General features: G+C 47.2%; 10 protein-coding genes. 9 read left to right on the forward strand and 1 reads right to left on the reverse strand.

Features of this window, described 5'->3' with window-relative positions:
- Entirely contained in the window at positions 1-1,551 is a 1,551-nt protein-coding gene (locus DWX23_RS19290) for a PglZ domain-containing protein (RefSeq protein ID WP_122353168.1), read from the reverse strand.
- A 303-nt stretch (positions 1,552-1,854) separates the two neighbouring features.
- On the opposite strand from DWX23_RS19290, the gene DWX23_RS19295 reads away from it, so the two are divergent.
- The 9 genes from DWX23_RS19295 to DWX23_RS19330 all read left to right on the forward strand — a co-directional run bounded on the left by DWX23_RS19295 (position 1,855) and on the right by DWX23_RS19330 (position 23,047).
- A complete protein-coding gene (locus tag DWX23_RS19295) occupies positions 1,855-5,997 on the forward strand; it encodes a two-component regulator propeller domain-containing protein (protein ID WP_122375652.1) in 4,143 nt (1,380 codons plus the stop codon).
- An 18-nt stretch (positions 5,998-6,015) separates the two neighbouring features.
- On the forward strand, positions 6,016-8,283 hold the full coding sequence (locus DWX23_RS19300) for an exo-alpha-sialidase (protein WP_122375653.1): 2,268 nt from the start codon (positions 6,016-6,018) through the stop codon (positions 8,281-8,283).
- Positions 8,284-8,496: 213 nt separating this feature from the next.
- Positions 8,497-11,721, forward strand: a complete 3,225-nt coding sequence (locus DWX23_RS19305) for a TonB-dependent receptor (protein WP_233587684.1) — start codon at positions 8,497-8,499, stop codon at positions 11,719-11,721.
- A 26-nt stretch (positions 11,722-11,747) separates the two neighbouring features.
- A complete protein-coding gene (locus DWX23_RS19310; protein ID WP_122375654.1) occupies positions 11,748-13,448 on the forward strand; it encodes a RagB/SusD family nutrient uptake outer membrane protein in 1,701 nt (566 codons plus the stop codon).
- A 238-nt stretch (positions 13,449-13,686) separates the two neighbouring features.
- The gene (locus tag DWX23_RS19315) at positions 13,687-16,215 is read left to right on the forward strand and encodes a glycoside hydrolase family 9 protein (RefSeq protein WP_122375655.1); all 2,529 of its coding nucleotides are present in this window, start codon (positions 13,687-13,689) and stop codon (positions 16,213-16,215) included.
- Positions 16,216-16,256: 41 nt separating this feature from the next.
- Positions 16,257-18,779 (forward strand): glycoside hydrolase family 9 protein, encoded by a 2,523-nt coding sequence (locus tag DWX23_RS19320; RefSeq protein WP_122375656.1) that lies wholly within the window; start codon positions 16,257-16,259, stop codon positions 18,777-18,779.
- 29 nt (positions 18,780-18,808) lie between these two features.
- Positions 18,809-18,961, forward strand: a complete 153-nt coding sequence (locus DWX23_RS25205) for a hypothetical protein (RefSeq protein ID WP_233587685.1) — start codon at positions 18,809-18,811, stop codon at positions 18,959-18,961.
- Entirely contained in the window at positions 18,937-20,646 is a 1,710-nt protein-coding gene (locus tag DWX23_RS19325; RefSeq protein WP_233587687.1) for a hypothetical protein, read from the forward strand. The genes DWX23_RS25205 and DWX23_RS19325 overlap by 25 nt, the downstream gene beginning before the upstream one ends.
- 13 nt (positions 20,647-20,659) lie before the next feature.
- Positions 20,660-23,047: an alpha-xylosidase gene (locus DWX23_RS19330; RefSeq protein WP_122375657.1), complete on the forward strand. Its 2,388-nt coding sequence runs from the start codon at positions 20,660-20,662 to the stop codon at positions 23,045-23,047.
- Positions 23,048-23,052: the final 5 nt, after the last annotated feature.

Below are 23,052 nucleotides of genomic sequence, written 5' to 3' on the forward strand. Positions count from 1 at the left end.
TTATTTTGGTATCATGGTGATAAACGGTACCATCATTTCCTCCATAGAGATCCCTCCGTGCTGGAATGTATTCTTGTAATAAGAAACATAATAATTGTAGTTGTTCGGATAGGCGAAGAAGTCATCGTTCATCGCAAAAATGTATTTACTGCTCAGGTTGGGAGAGGGCAGGCCCACTTTTTCCGGGTCACGTATTTCCAGTACCTCCTTCGGGTTGTAATTCAAATTCTTACCGACTTTATAACGGAGATTTGTATTCGTGTTCCGGTCACCGATCACTTTGATCGGGTTGTTGACACGAATGGTCCCGTGGTCGGTGGTCACAATTACTTTATAACCTTTGTCAGAGATACGTTTGAACAGCTCCAAAGTGGTGGAATGCTGGAACCAGGAACGGGTCAGGCTGCGGTAAGCCGCTTCGCTCTGTGCCAGTTCACGGATCATTTTCATTTCCGTACGGGCATGCGACAACATATCCACGAAGTTGAGGACGACGACATTCAACTGGTTATGTGTCAGAGAAGAGATCATATTCAATAGCTTTTCTCCATATTGCGAATCGTGTACTTTGTTGTAAGAGAAGCTATATTTCTTACGGAAGCGGTCGATCTGTGTCTGGATCAAAGGCTCTTCGTTCAGGTTCTTGCCTTCTTCACTTTCCTCATCCACCCATAAATCCGGGAACATTTTCTCTATCTGCAAAGGCATCAGGCCGGAGAAGATGGAATTGCGTGCATATTGGGTAGCAGTAGGCAGAATACTGTAATATAATCCTTCATCGAAAGTGAAATATTCAGCCAGCAGGTCTTTTACCACGCGCCATTGGTCCAGGCGGAAGTTATCGATCAGGATGAAAAAGACCTTCTCGTCGTTATCCAGCAACGGGAATACTTTTTTCTTGAACAGGTCCGGACTCATCAAAGGACGCTCGGCTGGGTTCTGTATCCAGTTTACGTAATTCTTCTTTACGAATTTGCCGAAAGCTTTATTCGCTTCTTCTTTCTGCATCCGGAGCATATCGGTCATTTGTACCTGGCTGCTTTCCAGTTCCAGCTCCCAGTAGACCAGTTTTTTGTATAACTCCATCCAATCGTCGGTGGTCAGCGAATCGTTGATCTGCATGCCGATACGGTTGAATTCCTGCTGGTAGCCGACTGTCGTCGTTTCCGAAATAATCACGTTTTTATGAACGTTCTTTTTGATGGAAAGAAGCAGTTGATTCGGGTTGACCGGCTTGATCAGGTAATCGGCAATCTTATTCCCGATAGCCTGGTTCATGATGCTCTCTTCCTCGCTTTTGGTAACCATGACGACCGGAACGTTGGGATTGATCTCTTTGATCTGTGCCAGTGTCTCCAAACCGGTCAGACCCGGCATGTTCTCGTCCAGGAATATGATATCGAACGATTGATCCCTGCAACAGTCGATAGCATCCTGCCCGCTGATCACCGGAATCACTTCATATCCTTTATCCTGTAGAAACAAAATGTGAGGTTTCAACAAATCGATCTCATCATCTGCCCAAAGTACTCTGTCTTTTTTTACTGCCATATGTTACCTAAATTATTTCTTACAAATTTAATCGGAATAGTTTACATAATAACGATGCTTGTTCCGGTTTTGTATATTGATCCCTGTTTTTTTACGGTCTTTTATATCCTTGTGTTTTATTTTGTAAATATCATGATAATAGGTGAATAATAATACTTATTATCCCTGATATTCTGATTACAATAACAAAATAACCTGTAAAAAGTTACAAATACCCCCTGTCTGTACAGACAAAAAATGATAAGTTTGTAAACCTGTTATCAGGGATAAAGGATATGAAACCGATTAGTCTATTACTGTTGTATGAATAGAACGCAATTTATATATATTATTGTTTGTTTACTCTGTACGGTTACTCTCGTACAAGGGGTAGAGAATAAAATCCTGTTTAACCGTCTGGATGTAAACAACGGGTTATCGTCTAATGAAGTGACTTGTATCTATAAAGACCGGAAAGGGTTTATGTGGTTTGGTTCGAGTTCGGGACTGAGCCGTTTCGACGGCTATGAGTTCCGCGCCTTCCGGCATGAAGTGGACGGTGCGCTGTTTTCGGAAGCTTATGTGACCCAGATCACGGAAACAGCAGATAGAAATCTGTGGATCTCTTATGAAGACGGAAAGGTTGGAGTCTATAATCCGGTTAAAAATATATTTCTGACATTGGAAGAGGCCCGGAAAGAATTGGGTTTGCCTGCTAATATATCAGGTGTCTTTCAAGGGAAAGACCTGCAATTGATTTTCAGTACTTCAGATAATCAATTGTATGCCTATGATTATTCTACCGGAAAAGCGGTTGTTTATCCGGTTGATCCGTCGGAAGGGCAGGTGTGCGATGTATATCAGAAGGGAGAGATCCTGTATGTGATCCATACGTCCGGTGTGATCGAGATGATCGATTTGCAGCAGGGAAAGTCCATCTTGAAGAACGACCATCTGAAAAAGGCGTGTAAAGCCAGACGATTCATGCTGTTCGTAGATAGTGATAATGAGATCTGGGTTTATCCGGATCCGGAAAGTTATGGGGGATTGTACCGTTTCACTCCGCGGAATGGCAGGTGGAAACAATATAATACTTCTTCTCCTCTTCCCCTGAATTCTTCGCTGATACGGGGAGTGGAGGAAGATTCGGAAGGCGTGATCTGGATTGCTGCCGATCATGGTGGCCTGAATCTGCTGGACAAGAAGACGGAAACGATCCGTTACCTGAAGAATAACCCGTTCGACTTGCGGAGTATCAGTCAAAACAGTGTGATCAGTTTATATAAGGATGATACAGGGATTATCTGGACAGGTACTTACAAGAACGGTATCAACTATTATCATGAAAGTATCTTTAAGTTCCGTTCGCTCCGTTATCCGGTTATGGAGGCTGAGGATGCGGAGATCAATGACTGTAATTGCGTCCTGGAAGATCGTTCCGGGAATTTGTGGATCGGGACTAACGGGAACGGATTGTTATATTATAACCGGACAACCGGACAATACCGGAAGTATCGCCATGATCCGGCTGATCCGTCGAGTATCAGCAGTAACATTGTTGTTTGTCTGGAAAATGATGCCAGCGGTAATCTCTGGATCGGTACTTATGTCGGTGGACTGGATTGTTTTGACGGGAACCGTTTTAAACATTACCGTCCTCAGACCGACAGTTTGAAAGAGTTATCGAATAACAGTGTCTACAGTCTTTATGCGGATGAGGCCGGCAATCTTTGGATCGGCACGCTGGGAGGAGGTATGGATTGTCTGGAGCTGAAGACGGGGGAATGGTCACATTTCCATTCGGGTGCCCCGGAGAATCCATTGGGCTCCGATTATATTTATTCCATATCCAAAGGTAATAAGGATGAATTACTGATAGGTACCTCGTTGGGTGTGAATATGCTCGATACGAAAAGCGGGCGTGTATCTTCTTTTAAAGGGGAGATGAACAGGGGGAAAGTGTTCAATGATAAAGCGATCAATACAGTTTACCGGGATAGCCGTAATCTGTTGTGGATCGGCAGTAATAACGGGCTGACCGTTTATGACCCTTCCCACGATAAACTATATCAACTGGATAAAACGAATGGTTTGCCTGACAACGATATTATGTCTATCCGGGAAGATGATACTTATGTTTTGTGGCTTGGGACGAAGAACGGTTTACTCCAGCTAACCCCACATTATAAGAAGGACGGAACATATCGGTTTAATTGTGTCACTTATTATGAGAATGAGGGTGTGCAAGGTCGTGTTTTTAACCGGAACAGTGTATGCCGCTCTGCTTCAGGAGAACTGATCTTCGGAGGAACGAACGGACTGACTGTTTTTAATCCTTCCCGGATAAAATATAATTTCTATCCTCCGGCAGTTGCCGTTACGGGTTTCCTGGTACAGAATGATCAGATTTTGCCCGGACAGCCATATAACGGGCGTATCATCCTGCAGGATGATATCAGCTATTGCAACGAGTTGTCGTTGCAATATGATGAACGTAGTTTTTCTTTGAATATCGCGGCTCTTAGCTATTTTCTTCCGGAGAAGAACCGCTTTTCGTATATAATGGAAGGCTTCGACAAAAAATGGGCTACCATCGATGCGGTAAACCGGAATATTACTTATACCAATCTTTCTCCCGGAACCTATACCTTTCTGTTGAAAGCAGAAAATAATGACGGTGTTTGGGGGCAGGAGCCGATAAAACTAAAGATAACGATCATGCCTCCTTTCTGGGCGACCAACTGGGCGATCTTTTTATATTGTATCCTGGCTGCCATTATCGTGTTCGCCATTATCCGGGGTATTCTTCATATTCAGAAGCGTAAATTCGAGAAAGAACAGGAACGGATACGGGCCAACCAGCTTCATGAGATGGATGAGATGAAATTACGCTTCTTTACCAATGTCAGCCATGAGTTCCGTACGCCTTTGTCCCTGATCATTACACCGATAGAGAAGCTGATGAAGAGCGAAAGTAACCCGGAGAATCAGATGATACTGAAGTTGATCTACCAGAATGCGAACCAGTTATTACGTTTGGTAAACCAGTTACTCGATTTCAGGAAGATCGATGTGCAGGGTGTCCAGTTACTTTTGTCCTCCGGAGATATCGTGTTGTTTGTCAGGAATATTACTTATTCATTTAAGGAACTGTCGGAGAAAAAGAATATTCGTTTTTCGTATACGACTTCCTTCCCTTCGTTGGTCATGAAATTCGATACGGATAAGGTTTTTAAGATCGTATCCAATTTATTAAGTAACGCTTTCAAGTTCACACCTGAAGGAGGGGAGATATCTGTTAACCTGAGCATGCAACAGGATGAGGAAGGAAAAAGCATGTTATTGATCCAGGTCATTGATACGGGAATAGGGATTGAAGAGGATAAATACGATTTGATCTTCAATCGCTTCTATCAGATACCGTCGGAAGATAAATCCGGAACGGTGGTTGGAACAGGCATCGGATTACATTTATGCCGTGAGTTTGTCAAGTTGCATAACGGGGCGATTTCCGTCAAGAGCCAGGTTGGAAAAGGAAGTACGTTTACGGTATCGCTTCCGATCGAACTTCCGGAGATACAGGAGATTATCTCTTCACCGGATAGATCGGATACGGGCGGTGTCGGGGAAGGGACAGGAATATCAGAGGAAAACGAAATATTCGGACAGACACAGCAAGAAAATACGGAGATGCGTACGGAGCCGAATAAACCGACTTTACTCATTGTCGATGATAATGCAGATTTCCGTGAATTCATGAAGTTGAGTTTGAGTGGCTTGTACCATGTATTTACGGCTGATGACGGTGAACAGGCCTGGAAAGTTATTCTGGCAGAACTTCCGGATATGGTAGTCAGCGATGTGATGATGCCGGTAACGGACGGGATCGTTTTGTGTAAACGGATCAAGCAGGATATCCGTACATCTCATATTCCGGTAATTCTTTTGACTGCGAAATCGGCAGAAGAGAGCAAAATGACCGGTCTGGAAGCAGGAGCCGACGATTATATAGGCAAACCGTTCAATATGGATATGTTGATTCTGAAGATACAGCATCTGGTAGAAATGAAGAAACGGTTGCAGAAGCAGTTCATGCAATCTTCGCAAACTGGTATTCAATTGGCCGATATCCCGATCAGTTCGATGGATGAGCAGCTGATGCGGAAAGCGATAGCCTATATCGAAGAACAAATAGCTAATCCGGAACTTTCTGTCGAGCGGTTGAGCCGGGAGATGGGGATGAGCCGTGTGAACTTTTATAAGAAAACACTTTCGATAACGGGTAAAACGCCGGTCGAACTGATTCGTGCAATCCGTATGAAACGGGCAGCGCAACTGCTGGAGAAAAGTCAGATGCGTATCAACGAGGTTGCCAGTGAGGTCGGTTTCAACGACATCAAATTATTCCGTAAATATTTCAAAGATGAATTCGGGACGTTGCCGTCTGACTATATGAAAAAAGAGTAACCATTAATATAGATTACCATGAAAGCCATTTCAATGACCATTACAGGACTTCTGATTCTTTTGTCAATGGGCAGCCAGGGAATTATTGCCCAATCGTTTCGCCCTTCCGTTCCTGTGGAACACTATCGCTGGAAAAGTGTTCAGATCGTAGGCGGAGGATTTGTAGACGGGATTGTTTTTCATCCGAAGGAAAAAGACGTACGCTATTGCCGTACCGATATGGGTGGCGCCTATCGTTGGGATAAGGAGACGCAACAGTGGGTTTCTATGCTCGACTGGATCACTTATGACGATAACAATCTGGTCGGTGTGGAGAGTATTGCGGTCGATCCCAATGATCCTCAAACCGTTTATCTTTCATGCGGAACCTATACCCGTAGTACGAACGGTGCTGTCCTTTGTTCAAATGACGGCGGACGGACTTTTACCCGTACTGACATGCCTTTTACCATGGGAGGAAATGAAAATGGCCGTGGTAATGGCGAACGCATGATGGTAGACCCTTTGAATAGCGATATAATCTATCTGGGTACCCGTCTGGATGGTCTTTGGCGTTCAGCAGACCGGGGAAGAAGCTGGCAACAGGTCTGTTCGTTCCCGGATGTGGCGGAAGTTATTCCTGAGGGAGGTAATCCGTGGATGCAGGATCGTGGTTGCGGTATTAATTTAGTTTTGTTTGATCCATCGGGCGGCACAGCCGGTAAAGGTTGTTCGACTTTGTATATCGGTGTTTCGCTAAAAGATCGTGATAATTTCTTTGTCAGCCATGATTATGGAGAAAGCTGGCGGCCACTTGCGGGACAGCCGGTACAGTACCGACCTACTCAGGCAACCCTTTCAGAAGACGGCTATCTGTATATTACGTATGGTAGTAACCCCGGTCCGATGCGGATGAATAATGGGGCGGTCTGGAAATATGATCCTCGCACTGAAAAATGGCAGGATATTTCTCCGGTAAAGGCTGATCCGGATAAAGGGGCTGCTTTTGGATATGCCGCAGTGTCTGTCGACCGGCAGAATCCGAAGCATCTTATTGTCAGTACCTTCAACCGTCCGGTCGCCGGCTCGTATGCGGAAGATGATATTTACCGGACTACCGATGGCGGTAAAACCTGGAAACCAGTTTTTGCAGGAGGTGCCCGCTTCGATTATAGCAAAGCTCCTTATGTGGAGTTTACCCCATTACATTGGATGTTCGATATTGAAATAGACCCGTTTAATCCCGATCATGCCCTGTTTACAACCGGATATGGCGGTTGGGAGACATTCAATCTCGGCAATATGGATAAAAAAGAACCGACACAGTGGCAAGTGATGAGTACGGGGATAGAGGAAACTGTTCCTTTGGAATTATACTGCCCGAAGCAGGGTGCGCAACTGATCAGTGCGATAGGTGACTATGGCGGCTTTACCCATTTGGATTTGGATCATCCTGTTCCGTCCGGTAGCCATGCCGATCCCTATTATTCCAATACGACCGGTATTACCGGGGCAGAAGATCAACCGGATCTGGTTGTCCGTGTGGGGACTGTTTCGCATCATCACCCTGAAGGCAAGCCGTTAGCCTATTCGATGGATGGAGGAAAGAGTTGGCTGGAGCCGGTTTCCCTGCCTCAGGAAAAAGCACAAAATGGACATATCGCTGTTTCTCCTGACGGACGAACCTGGATATGGACACCCGACCGCATGCCTGTCTATTATACGAATGACCGGGGGGGAACTTGGTCGACTGCAGAGGGAATCCCTGAAAATCTCCGTGTGATTGCCGACCGTGTCAATCCGAAACGTTTTTACGCTCTCGATCTTTCTGCCGCTGTTTTATATGAGAGTATGGATGGCGGTGTCAGTTTCCGGTCCCACCCATTGCCTTTTGTCCCATTCGACAGTAAGGCACGCAATGCCCGTGGTGATCGCCGGGGAGGACAGGACCGTGTGTATGCTACGCCGGGAAAGGAAGGCGACTTATGGATTGCCGCTTTTGACGGCCTATATCATGGTCTTTCCGGAGAAGCATTCGTACCCCAGGATAAGGTGCGTCGCATCTACGCTTTCGGTTTTGGAAAAGCCGCGCCCGGTTCGGATTATCCGTCATTATATCTGGCAGGGATCGTGAACGGAGTATCCGGCTTTTTCCGTTCCGACGATGCCGCCCGCAGCTGGGTACGTATCAATGATGATGACCACCAATACGGATTGGTGTTGCAGATCTCCGGAGATCCGAAAAGATATGGGAGAGTATACGTCGGTTCGCATGGGCGCGGAATTGTTTATGCCGACCCTTATTAGCTATATATCAGATCGATAAATCTATGTGTTTTTCCACTAATGATGGAGGTAAAAACAGGGGAATGAACAAAATTCCCCCATAAAAAACACAATTTATCCCTCTTCATTTACCGTTTTACCCGCATCGTGAAACATTATTTCCTTCGTGTTAGAGGTACATGAACTAATTTTGTTTCAGTTAAAAATTTATTTTTTACTTTAAATCAATTCAGTATGAATAAACACGTTAAAATTTTGTTGACGCTGAAGTCTTTGGGATTTGCATTCTTATTTAGTACCGGTCTTGTTGCCCATGCGGCAGTAGATAACGGTGATGTGAATCCGGCAAGCACAACTGCTATGCAGCAGTCGAAAAAAATCTCTGGTATCATTACAGATGAGAAGGGCGAACCAATTATCGGGGCGAACATTGCTGTAGTCGGTACAACGATCGGTATAATCAGTGATATGGATGGCAAGTACGAACTGGAAGTTCCGGAAGGCGCTGAGGTAAAAGTCTCCTATATCGGTTATAATCCTCAAAGTTTTAAAGTAACCCAGAAGACTTCTTATAATATAGTATTAAAAGAAGACTCCGAGATGATCGACGAAGTAGTCGTTGTCGGTTACGGTACGATCAAGAAAAGCGACATTTCAGGTTCCGTTGTTTCGGTCGACAAGGAACAGATGATGAAACGTAATCCGCTGAACCTCGCGCAAGGGTTGCAGGGCTCTGCCGCCGGTGTGATGGTATCCAAGAACTCGGGTGACCCGGAAGGGACGGCGACAATCCGTATCCGTGGTGTCGCGACGGTGAACGGCTCGGCCGATCCGTTGTATGTAGTCGACGGAGTACAGGTCGGCAGTAATGCCAACTTTGTAAATCCAGCCGATGTGGAAAGCATCGAAGTCCTGAAAGACGCTTCCGCCACCGCTATCTACGGTGCCCGTGGTGCGAACGGTGTCGTTATGATCACGACGAAGAAAGGGGTGAAAGGGGCAACCCAGCTCAACTTCTCTGCAAACTTCGGTATCCAGAACATGACCGGTAAACTAGACGTAGCCGATGCCGACCTTTTTGCCTACTCTGTTCGCCAGGGACGTGCCAACGATGCCGCCTCTATCCAGAACAAAGCCTTTGGTGCAGACTATGCAGGCCGCCTGCGCACCATCGACTGGCAAGACGTTATGACCCGTACCGCTTTGCAGCAGAATTACATGCTATCCGTTTCCGGTGGCAACGATAAGACACAATCGACATTCTCGGTCGGTTACCTGAATAACGACGGCGTGATACTGGATTCCAACTTCTCCCGTCTGACGGCCCGTGCCAATGTAACCCACAAGGTAAAAGACTTTATCGAAGTAGGCGGTAACGTCGCTTTCGTTCATTCCGAAAAGGTAGGAGGCGGAAACCTCCGCAGCTATGCGACATTGACTCCGACTATGGATTATGTGGATGAAACCACCGGCCAGTTCATCAGCAACGACTGGCGCGCCAATGCAGACGGAACTTACAACGCTTTCATGCAGATCAGCGGTGAAGGCGATATCCAGAAAGGCCAGGATAACCCCTATGCCGCCAAGATGGAAGAAGATAAGACCCCTACCTATGAAAACAAATTCGTCGGCAGTGCCTATCTGAACCTGAATCTGTTCAAGGGATTGCAATTCCGTACGATCGGCTCCTATACGCTGTCGACGGTGGATGGAAGCGGTTTCAATGTCGTCAATCCGCGAAGTATCACCGCAGCACAGACTAACTCCTTCTGGATGAACCAGTCGCAGGATAATAATATCGAGATCGAAAGCTATTTCACCTATAACTGGAAGAACGATATCCATAACCTGACAGTCATGGCGGGTAATTCGGTCACCAATTACTGGGGCCATTGGGTATCTTCCAATGCAAGCAATTTCCTGGCAGACACTTATCGCCAGATGTCGTTGACCAGCGACCAGACTTCACGCATCGGCGACGGCGGCTATAATCTGAAAACGCGCTACATCTCCTGGTACGGCCGTGCCATGTACACTTTGATGGACCGTTATATCGTTACCGCTACCGTACGTCGCGACGGTTCGTCCAACTTCGGATCGGGCAACCGTTGGGGTACTTTCCCTTCTGCCGCCCTGGCATGGCGTCTGTCTGAAGAAGACTTTATCAAGAACCTGGATATATTCAGTAACATGAAGCTACGTTTCGGTTGGGGACAAACCGGTAATGCAGGCAGTGCGACCAGTCTTTCCGTTGCCCAACTCTCTTCCAACCGCATTGCTTACGACTGGGGACAGTTAGGCGGTTCATCTTCCAACTATAACAAGGTAGTCGGCTTCGCCCAACTGAAAGAAATCGACACCAACCTGAAATGGGAAACGAATACACAGACAAATATCGGTCTCGACCTGGGCTTGCTTAACAACGACCTGAACATTACGATGGATTACTTCATCCGTGACTCCAAAGACCTTCTGCTTTATCGCAACATGCGCCCGTCTACCGGACACGGACAGGTTTATACCAACGCCGGACATATCCAGAACAAAGGATTCGAGTTCAGCGTATCCTATAACAAACGTTTCGGCGACTGGAACCTCGGTGCTACACTGACTGGCTCTACGTTGAAGAACAAAGTAATCGAAGTGGGCGACCCTATCTACAACAACCTCGATGCGAACGGCGATTTGATTACCGACGACGGCGATAACTGGACCAACCACTCCGTGACGATGGAAGGTCACGCAGTCGGTTCCTATTACGGTTATGTAGTGGAAGGCATCTTCCAGAACCAGGCTGAAGTAGATGCTGCGAATGCCCTGGCAAAGGAGAACGGATACGACGCTTACCAGGTAAACGCTACCACTGTGGGCGATTTTAAATACAAAGACCTGAACGGTGACGGCCATATCGATGGTGACGACCAGAAAGTATTAGGAAACGGTTTCCCGAAGCTGAACTATGGCCTTACCCTGAATGCCAGCTGGAAGAACTGGGACGCCATGATCTACATGTACGGTGTTGCCGGTATGAAAATCAATTCATATGCAGCTATGAAAATGACGCAGTTGTATAAGACCGGTGGCGGTATCCAAAATACGTTGAAGGAATATATCAACAATGCCTGGAGCGAAACGAACACGAATACGATGTATCCGCGTATGACGATCAATGATAACAACACAAACATGAAAGCCTCCGATGCCTACGTGAAGAAAGGTGATTTCCTGAAAATAGCGAATATCCAGATCGGTTATACCTTCCCGAAACGTTGGTTGCAGCCGCTTCGCATGGACAATGCACGCATCTTCGCCTCTGTAGAGAACCTCGCATGCTTCTCCGGCTATAATAAATTCGGGGATCCGGAAGTCGGTAATGCAGCAGTCTTGCAAACCGGTTTCGATGGTGGCCGTTACCCCTATCCGCGTACATTCACATTTGGTTTGAGTGTACAATTCTAATTATTTAATCTTATAATTCGAGTCTTATGAAAAAAATAGTTATATCTGCCTTATCGTTACTCCTTTTGCTTACGACAAACAGCTGTAAGGATTATCTGGAAGTAGACCATTACGATATTTTGCCAGGCGACTTCATGTTTCAAAGTGAAGACAATGTGGAAGGTGGCCTGATCGGTTGTTACGACACCTTCTATCCCTCCAAAGAAGACAACGAGGCCGGTGCCGACGGTTCCATGTGGGGCTTTAAGCCACAATATATGTTGTCGAACCATCCGACCCTCGACACACAGGCAAGCGGTTGGGATAAAGCCTATTGTACGGAAGACTGGACTTCTTCCAGTTCCGAGTTCCTCTCTTTATGGGTAGGCTGTTATAAGGCGATTTCCCGTTGCAACACCTTGCTCGACGGTCTGGAAAATATGGACAACGATCTTTTCAGCGAAGGCGAAGCCGGCAAGAAGAAGATCGAAGCGCAGGCACGTGCTATCCGTGCTTACAACTACCTGGCTCTGGCGAAAAACTTCGGACGTGTGCCCATGCTGATGGCTGGCGAGACGTATGTAAATACACCTTCCAAGCCGCGCCCGGATACGGAAGATGAAACATGGCAGGTGATTATCGACGACCTCGCATTTGGTGCTTCCGTTCTCGACTGGACACCGATCAATGGCGAATACGGACGTATAACAAAAGGTTTCTGTTTAGGTTATCAGGCCGAGGCCCTGATGTATCAGGAAAAATATGCCGAAGCTAAGACTTTGCTGAAAGAAATAATCGACAGCAACACCTATTCACTGGTCCCATGCTTCAGTTATTTGTATGATCCTGAAAAAGCATGGCAAACAGAAGACGTCTTTGCCACAGTGATGTGGACAGACAATGGTAATAACATGTCGGGTGTGCAAGGGTGGTCGCCAACGGAAGATCATTATATGACAGCATGCTATTGTGCCGCTTCGATGGAGTATAACGGTTGGGGTTCCTTATTTGTTTCCTGGGAATGTTACAACTCGTTTGAGGATGGCGACCGCCGTCGTGCCGCCTCTATGGTGGCTTTGGGAGAAACAAACCCCTGGACAGGGCAAACGATCGGTGCAAACGGTGCTCCGAATGTGAAGACAGGTTCCGAATATATGCCGAATATCTCCAGTTTGAAATACTGGCGCGCCAACTGCGACTATTGGACGACGATCAACCAGCCGTTTACCATGCACCTGCTGCGTTATGCCGCCATCTTGCTGAATTATGCAGAATGTAGCTTCCAGACCGGCGACGAAACAAGTGGTTGGGATGCGATCCGCCAGATACGCGAACGTGCCTGGGGTAACCATGAGGTCAGTCTGAGCGATGCTGAATATCCGATTCCGATGCAGACTGAAACAGTGGCAGTGCCTGACGCTAAAACCTATTACACGAAATACAAAGCGGAAAAAGGTTACTCTTCCGATACCTGGATGGTTGCCGTCAATATGGAACGTCGCCATGAGTTCAATGCGGAATTTAGCCTGTTTTATGATTTGAAGCGTACCGGAATGATCGAGGAGTTTATCAACCTGGAATATCCGAAGGGAGTGGGTACTGCTCCGGGATCGGATGCTGCTTATCAGGACTGGCGCACTTATCGTACATTCGATTATAACAAGGATAAGATGCTTTATCCGATTCCTTATCAGGAAATCTTAACGAATGCGGAGATCGGACCGGAAGATCAGAATCCAGGTTATTGATCGTAAGTGTTTATTGTAGTTTGGTAGTAACTCTTCCCTTTGGAGAGGAGGCAGGGGTGTTAAAGTCTGTTGTAGGAAAGACCTATAACACCCCCTTTATTTCCTTTTGCGGAGGAAAAACGTTACTATCAAAATGACATTGCCCTATCGGGTAAATCAGATTACTATACCATGTATTTCAGATTACCTCACCGGGTAATATTTTTTAACGTATCAAAAAGACGTAAATCTTATTCACATGAAACGAACACTTATCGGCATATATTTACTGGCTTCTGTCTTCTCCTTGACGGCTCAGGAGTTCAAGCTCAATTCATCCGGATACTTCAACAACGGGGGAGTAGATGTAATGTCGTTCAACGATTTCTATCCCGAAGGCCATCAGGGGGGCGTCAGCCTTATCATGCATGGTAACCGGATCGCTACCAACGGTGATATCCGTCTCGAAGCAACACCGGGACAATGGCAGCCGGTGCCAAAACAACTGGATCGCATTGTAGATAATACTTCCAACACGATCATCACGCGACTTTCCTATCCCGATTCTTCCCGTCATATGACAGGTTTTAATCCGATGATCTACCCTGACCTCCAATTCAATTATACGGTCCGTGTAGAAGGGAAAGGCGGGAATATCGTAGTGACAGTCGACCTCGACCGACCTATCCCGGCAGACTTCGCAGGTAAGGTCGGTTTTAATCTCGAACTTTTTCCGGGCGATCTTTTCGGCAAACCCTGGATCATGGATGAACAGGACGGTATTTTTCCACAACAGCCTAACGGACCTACTTTAAATGTACGTTCCAATCATCAGCATACAGGTGATTACTGTTCTTTTACGAAAGAAAGCGGCCTCTTGGCTGATCGGAAACAGCTGGCGGGAGACGGTTCATCTTATAATCCCATCGTCGCCGACGATCTGATAGCCGAACCTTATGCGGTTGGACATTGTTTCACCGTTCGCCCTGACGACGCTTACAACAAATTTACCATCTTATCGGAAAACACAGAATTAAAATTATACGACGGACGTATGAACCATAATAACGGTTGGTTTGTCGTCCGCAGCGAAATTCCTGCCGGAGTGACGAAAGGCGCTGTCTGCTGGACTATCACTCCGAATGTAGTAAAAGATTGGCTGTATACGCCTGTTATCCAGACTTCACAGGTCGGTTACCACCCGGCGCAGCCGAAAGAGGCGATAATCGAGTTGGATAGCCGCGATAGCGCACGTCCTGAAGCTATATTATACCGTCTTACGGCAAAAGGAGAGGAGAAAATCCATGCCGTAGCCCCACAGCCGTGGGGAAACTTCCTGCGTTACAACTATCTTAAATTTGATTTCACGGACGTGAAGGAGGAAGGACTTTACCGGATTCGTTACGGAAACTCGGTCTCTTCTGTTTTCCGCATCGCCCGGAATATCTATGAACGGGGCGTATGGCAGCCGGTCCTGGAATATTTTCTTCCGGTACAAATGTGCCACATGCGGGTGAACGAAAAATATCGGGTATGGCACGACTATTGTCATTTGGACGATGCCCGTATGGCTCCCGCCCTGAATCATATCGACGGATATACGCAGAATGCTTCTACTTTGACAAAGTATGCCCCGGGGGATATCGTTCCGGGATTAAATATCGGCGGATGGCATGACGCGGGTGATTTCGACCTGCGCGTAGAATCGCAAGCCGGTGAATCTTATATCCTGGCATTGGCTTATGAGGCTTTTCGCGAGGATTATGATGTCACCTCCATCGATCATCATAACCGGATTACCGAGATCCATCAGCCGGATGGTAAACCGGACCTGTTACAACAGGTCGAGAATGGTGCCTTAACCGTAGTGGGAGGCTATCGTGCCCTGGGCCGCCTGTATCGTGGAATTATTTGCAACGACCTGCGCCAGTATGTCATGCTGGGCGATGCCGGTGCCATGACCGACAATGTGATCGGTAATGCCGACGACCGCTGGGTATTCACCGAAGATAACCCTTCCCGCGAATTAAGCACTGCCGCCGCCCTGGCTGCCGTCTCCCGTGTGTTGAAAGGCTTCAACGACACCCTGAGCGTGCAATCTTTGCAGGCCGCCTGCGAATTGTTCGACCGGACCCGTGTGACCGATCGTTCGGAAATAAATAAGTTACAGGCTGCCGTAGAACTTTATCTGGCAACTCACGAGGATGGATACAAAAAATATATCCTTGGCCAACAGAAACTGATCGTTGATAACATCGCCCGTACAGGCTGGTTTATCGGACGCGCCGATCAGGCCATCAAGGATAAAAAATTTACAGAGAACATACGCAAGGCACTCGCCGCTTTCCGCCGTGAACTGGAAGAACAGAAAAAGGAAACCCCGTATGGCGTCCCTTATAAGCCGAGCATTTGGGGAGCAGGCTGGGATATCCAGTCGTTCGGCTATCAACAGTATTTTCTTGTGCAGGCTTACCCTGACCTGTTCGGGCCGGAGTTGCTTTACAGCGCGCTCAACTTCGTGCTGGGTTGTCATCCGGGCAGCAATACCGCCTCCTTCGCTTCGGGTGTGGGAGCCAATTCGGCAACGGTAGCCTATGGATTGAACCGTGCAGATTGGTCTTATATCCCCGGTGGTGTGATCTCCGGGACTGCCATGATCCGTCCCGACTTCCCCGAACTGTTGACTTTCCCTTTCCTCTGGCAACAGACAGAATATGTGATGGGAGGAGGTTCCTCGCACTATATGTTCCTGGTACTCGCCGCCCGTCAGTTATTGGGAAATAAATAAAGGCTAACAAACAGATACCAACATATAAAAGAATACATATCATGAAGAACATATTGACAAGCATCGGCTTATTAGCATTGATACAATTCCACCCTCTTCAGGCGCAGGAATTCAAACTCGATCCTGCCGGTTATCTTCGTAATGAAGGTGTAGATGTAATGGCTTTCAGCGATGTCTATCCGGAGGGCAAACAAACCGGCGTAACTATTATTATGAACAACAACCGTGTGGCTGCCAGTGGCGATATCCGTCTGGAGACCTCTCAGGGGCAATGGCAACCGCTTCCCGTTCTGCGGAGCCGCCAGGTGAATGAGGCGGATAACAGTATAACTGTTACGTTAAGTTATCCCGATTCGTCCAGGCACATGACAGGTTTTAACCCGACCCTTTATCCGGATTTTGTATTCCAGTACACGATCCGTGTAGCAGGAGAGGGTGACAATGTCATCGTAACAGTCGATCTGGATACCCCCGTCCCTCAGAAATATGAAGGAAAAATAGGTTTTAACCTCGAGCTTTACCCGGGTTCCCTTCTGGGAAAACCCTGGATCATGGATCACAAGGCCGGTATTTTTCCTGCACAGGCGAATGGTCCGACAATCTCCTGCGAATCGAATACCCAATGGCTCGGCAACTTTAACCCGGAAGGAAAGGTCGACCTGAAACATCTTTTGGGTGACGGCACCTACAACCCGATGATTGCCGACGATATCATAGCCGCCCCTTATGCCCACGGTAAGAAATTCACCATGAATCCGGCTGATCCTTACAACAAAGTGACGGTCCGTTCAGAAATCGGAGACCTGATCCTCTATGACGGACGTATGAATCATAACAACGGCTGGTTCGTTCTGCGGACAGAGATACCGGCGGGTGTTTCCAGGAATGCGATCAAGTGGGTGATCACTCCGAATGTAGTAAAAGACTGGATGTATACGCCGGTAGTACAGACCTCGCAGGTCGGTTACCATCCGGATCAGCCGAAGATGGCTGTGATCGAACTGGATAGCCGTGATAAGCAGATCGGTGAACCGGCTCTTTATAAAATTACGGATGCAGGTGAAGAACTTGTCCTGGACGGACCGGCACAGGAATGGGGTAAATTCTTGCGGTACAACTATCTCCGTTTCGACTTTTCGTCTATCCGGGAAGAAGGGTTGTATCAGGTTCGTTACGGTGAATCCGTTTCTCCTGTATTCCGTATTGCCGAAGACATTTATGAACGTGGCGTCTGGCAGCCGGAACTGGAGTACTTCCTGCCGATCCAGATGTGTCATATGCGGGTAAACGAAAAATACCGTGTCTGGCATGACCTTTGTCATATGGATGATGCCCGTATGGCTCCTGTGAACCTGAGCCATATCGACGGATATTCTTCAGGTGCGTCTACACTTACTAAATACCAGCCGGGTGATATCGTACCCGGTCTGACCATCGGTGGCTGGCATGATGCCGGTGACTATGACCTCCGCGTGGAATCGCAGGCAGGAGAGGCTTATATCCTGGCATTGGCGTATGAACATTTCGGTATCGATTACGACGCGACAACGATCGACCATCATAAAAGGGTTACCGAGATTCATCAGCCGGACGGCAAACCGGACTTGTTGCAGCAGGTGGAGAACGGTGCATTGACCGTTGTGGCAGGTTATCGTGCTCTCGGACGTCTTTACCGCGGGATTATCTGTAACAGTGTCCGCCAGTATGTCCATCTGGGAGATGCCAGTGCCCACACCGACAATGTGACTGGAAATGAAGACGATCGTTGGGTATTCACAGAGGATAACCCGTATCGCGAACTGACGACTGCTGCCCAGTTGTCAGCAATCTCCCGAGTTTTGAAAAACTTTAACGATACATTGAGTACACAGGCATTGGATGCTGCGAAAGAACTGTACCGGATCACCCGGACTGATGAGCGGACCAAAGGAGCTAAAATACATGCGGCAGTCGAACTGTATCTGACAACCGGTGATAATTCCTATAAGGAATATGTGCTGGCCGAACAGGATTATATCGTTCAGCACATCGATCGTCTCGGCTGGTTTATCGGTCGTTTCGATAAAGCGGTGAATGATAAGAAATTCTCGCAGTCTATCCGTAAAGCATTGGTTACCGTTCGTGACCAGTATGAGAAAATGAAATTACAGACTCCATACGGCGTACCCGAAGATCGTGGAAACCTGAGTTCTGGTTCCTGGGATGTGCAGACGCTTGGCTATTATTACTGCTTCCTGCAGGATGCTTATCCTGATCTGTTCACACCAGACTATATTTTCAATGCAATCAACTTTATCCTGGGCTGTCATCCGGGAAGTAACACGGTCTCTTTTGCTTCCGGTATCGGAGCGAATTCGGCAACAGTGGCTTATGGGGTGAATCGCGCCGATGGTTCTTATATACCGGGTGGAGTTACTCCGGGAACAGTCCTGATCCGTCCCGACCTGCCGGAACTGGTGCCGTATCCGTTCATCTGGCAAGAAGGTGAGTATTGTATGGGAGGCGAGGCTTCTTACTTTATGTATATGGTGTTGGCTGCCCGGAAGATACTAAATGAAAAATAGGATTGTAAAACGCATTTATTTCAATGAATATGAAACGAATATATTATCTTCTGTCAGCATTGCTGATCTCCTCTTCCATTTTTGCCGGTAATTACCGGAGTTTCAAAGTCTCGGTTTATACCCGCGCATATGAGGTAGAGAAGATGAAAGATCTTGCGTGGCTGGATTCCCCTGGAATATAATCTCTCAACAGGTAAAGGTCGATAAAATCTATTTGGAGACGCACCGTGACCTGTTGATCGTTCCCGATGAAACTCTGGAACAGGCAAAGAAGTACTTCCTCGATCGGGGAATCGAAGTGGGTGGCGGCATCACCTATACGATCAATGAAGCGAATAACTTTGAAACCTTCTGTTATTCCGATCCCGAACATCGGAAGATGGTACAGGAGATAGCCGAACATACAGCCAGACATTTCGATGACTTTATCCTGGATGATTTTTTCTTTACCAGCTGTAAATCGGATATAGAAATCAAGGCCAAAGGCAGTCAGAGCTGGAGTGATTACCGCACTAAATTGATGACTGAAGCCGGTCAGACGTTGGTTCTGCAACCGGCAAAGAAAGTTAATCCGAATGTAAAGGTGATTATCAAATATCCGAACTGGTACGATCATTTCCAGGGATTGGGATTCGATCTGAAGAACGGTCCCCGGTTGTTTGACGGTGTATGGACCGGAACGGAAACCCGTGATCCGGGTAATGCACAGCATTTGCAAAATTACCTGAGCTATAACGTGGTTCGGTATTATGAGAATCTGCGCCCCGGTCATAACGGAGGTGGTTGGGTGGATGCCGGTGGTTCCGAGCTGGGAATGGACCGGTATGCTGAACAACTTTGGCTGACCATGTTCGCCAAAGCTCCTGAAATGATCCTTTTTGCCTATAACCAACTGCTGGATGTAAAGATCAGACCGGAGCACTGTACTCCCTGGCAGGGACAAGGAACCAGTTTCAGTTACGATGACATGATGAAGCCGGTCAGATCAGCCGACGGACAACAGGTGCAGCCAACTACGATTGCCCGTGCAGCCGGTGTGACTTTCGAACAAATAGATAAGTTTGTCCATAAGCTCGGGAAGCCGGTCGGGATCAAGTCTTACAAACCTTATCATTCGCTGGGGGATGACTTTCTTCCGAATTATCTGGGAATGATCGGCCTGCCGATGGATATGTATCCCGAATTTCCGACAGATCAGCAAGTCGTTTTGTTGACTGAACAGGCTAAATATGATCCGGTGCTGCTTCCAAAGATGAAGGCCCAGTTACAGAAAGGCGGAGATATAGTGATTACCAGTAACCTGTTGAAAGCTATACCGGAACAAATTGCCGAGATTGCTGAATTGCGTTGTTCAGATCTGAAAGCATTGGTGAATGATTTCGGGTCTTTGGGTAAATCCGGTCGTGACCTGTTGATTCCTCAGGTTCGTTACCAGACAAACGACGCCTGGGAGCTGGCAAGTGCCGGGCGTCCTCTCAAAGGAGGTGTCAGTGGATATCCGATGTTGCTTCGGGCTCTTTATTCGAAAGGTAGTTTGTACGTGATCACTATTCCGGACGATATGGGAAATCTATACGATCTTCCCGAAGGCGTACTGAATATATTCCGCCGGGTGATGAGCCAGGATCTGCCTGTGCGTATCGAGGCTCCGTCCAAAGTGAGCCTGTTTCTTTATGATAACGGGACATTCATTGTGGAATCATTCAATGATGAGCCTGTCACGATCCGGGTGATCACAGATGAGGGAGTAAAGCAACTGACTGATATTGTTGACGATTCCGTTGTGGTTCCGGTGAGTGAAGAAACTTCGTCCAAAAGGTTCCGCCTGACGCTTATGCCTCATTCGTACCGTGTATTCAAATATTAAAAATAGATAGATTATGAAAAATAAGAAATTATTTCTGTCATTAACTTTGGCTGCTTTGGGTGGATTACCTTCGCAGTCACAGGCACAGCTTCAGATTAATTCGGGTTCACAGTATCTGATGAACCAGGCGAAAGATATGAGCACCGATTTCGGTGATTTCACCAACATCTTTTTCTTTGCAGATGAATTGTCATCATTTGATGTAGCAAAAGCCAGCGGTACCGTTCGATGGAAACGGTACACGCTGGAAAGCCGCCAGGCGTTCAATACAAATACAGTATTGCCTGTACCCCTGAAAATGCAGGATTTCCCCTTTACAGCTTATGTAAATGATCCCGAATTAAGATTCTCTATCGACTTTGTCTCTCCCCGTACGGTCCGTGTCCGGATGCTAACGACACCGGTGGAACCGAAGGATGAAACCTCCCTGATGCTTGCCAAAGAACCAGGCAAAGACAGCTCCTGGAAGGGAACAGAAACGGGGAATGCCGTGACATATGCAAATGCCAACGGCAGTATAACCATCGAAAAGAACCCCTGGCGTATCGTTTTGCGTGATGCGAATGGCAAGATTATGACGCAGACCCGTACATTGCATGATAACGACTCGACCCAGGCTAAGATTGTCCCGTTCAATTTTATCAAACGCGGATCGGATAACAGCCGGAGCATTAATCCAGTATTCTCTCTGGCTCCGAACGAAAAGATTTTCGGTTGCGGTGAGTCTTTCGGCCCTCTGAATAAAGTGGGACAGAAAGTACACCTGTTTGTAACCGACCCCCAAGGACCTGAAACCGACCAGCAATATAAACCCATTCCCTTCTTTATGAGTAACCGTGGCTATGGTATGTTCATGCATACCTCCGCCCCGGTGACCTGCGACTTTGGTGCGACCAATATCAATGTCAATAAGCTATTCATGGGTGATGAGACAATGGACTTTTTCGTTTTCTTCGGAGAACCGAAAGATATTCTGAATGAATATACGGAGATTGTGGGTAAGCCGGGAATGCCGCCTCTGTGGTCGTTCGGAACCTGGATGAGCCGCATCACTTATTTCTCACAAAAAGACGGATACGACGTAGCAGAAAACCTGCGTAAGCATAAGATCCCCTCCGATGTGATTCACTTTGATACCGGCTGGTTTGAAACTGACTGGCAGTGCGATTACCAGTTTGCTCCGAACCGCTTCTCCGATCCGCAACTGATGTTGGATGATCTGAAAAAGAAAGGCTTCCATACTTGTTTGTGGCAGTTGCCTTATTTTACGCCGAAGAATCGTTTCTTTAGCGAGCTGATTGAAAAGGACCTGTATGTGAAGAATGGTAAAGGAGAACTTCCTTATGAAGATGTTGTATTGGATTTCTCCAATCCGAATACGGTTAAGTGGTACCAGGACAAACTGGCCAACCTGATTAAGATGGGGGTAGGCGCTATCAAGGTCGATTTCGGTGAAGCCGCTCCGTTCAATGGCATTTATGCTTCCGGTAAAAGCGGGTTTTATGAGCATAATCTTTATCCGTTGAGATATAATAAGGCTGTTGCCGATATTATCAAGGACGTACATGGCGAAAATATTATCTGGGCGCGTAGTGCCTGGGCAGGCTCACAGCGTTACCCGTTGCATTGGGGCGGTGATGCCGAGAATACAGATATGGGTATGTTGGGAACATTGCGTGGCGGTCTGTCCTTCGGTTTGAGCGGATTCTCTTTCTGGAGCCATGATATCGGAGGCTTTGTAACATCTACTCCGGAGGAACTCTATCGCCGCTGGTTGCCGATGGGGTTCCTATGCTCTCACACCCGTGCACACGGTGCACCTCCTACAGAACCCTGGTTGTATAATGAAGGATTCCTGAAAACTTTCCGTCAGAATGCGGAATTGAAATATAAACTGATGCCGTATGTCTATGCACAGGCAAAAGAATGTACGGAGAAAGGTCTTCCGATGATGCGTGCTCTCTTTGTGGAATACCCGCATGATGCCGGTGCATGGCTGGTTGAAGATGAATACTTGTTCGGTAGCCAGATGTTGGTCGCCCCGATGATGGAAAGCGGTTCCGAACGCGATGTCTATCTGCCGGAAGGTAAATGGATCGATTACCAGACCGGAAAAACGTATGCCGGAGGTTGGCATACTATTCAGACAGGAACAATACCTGCTGTGATCCTGGTTCGTGACGGTTCCGTATTGCCACATATCAAACTGGCACAAAATACAGATGAGATGGATTGGAGCCAGCTCGAACTGAAAGTCTATGCTTCCGATGCAACCGAAGCAACCGGACTGGTTTGCCTGCCGTCAGACAATCAGCTTCATCCGTTGACAGTCTCTGTAAAAGGGCATCAGGTGAAAGCCGACGGCCTGGAAGGAAAAGTGAAATTTAAAGTGACAGACTAATAAGA

Origin of the sequence: Parabacteroides sp. AF18-52 (genome assembly GCF_003479145.1) — a bacterium.
Classification (GTDB): domain Bacteria; phylum Bacteroidota; class Bacteroidia; order Bacteroidales; family Tannerellaceae; genus Parabacteroides; species Parabacteroides faecis.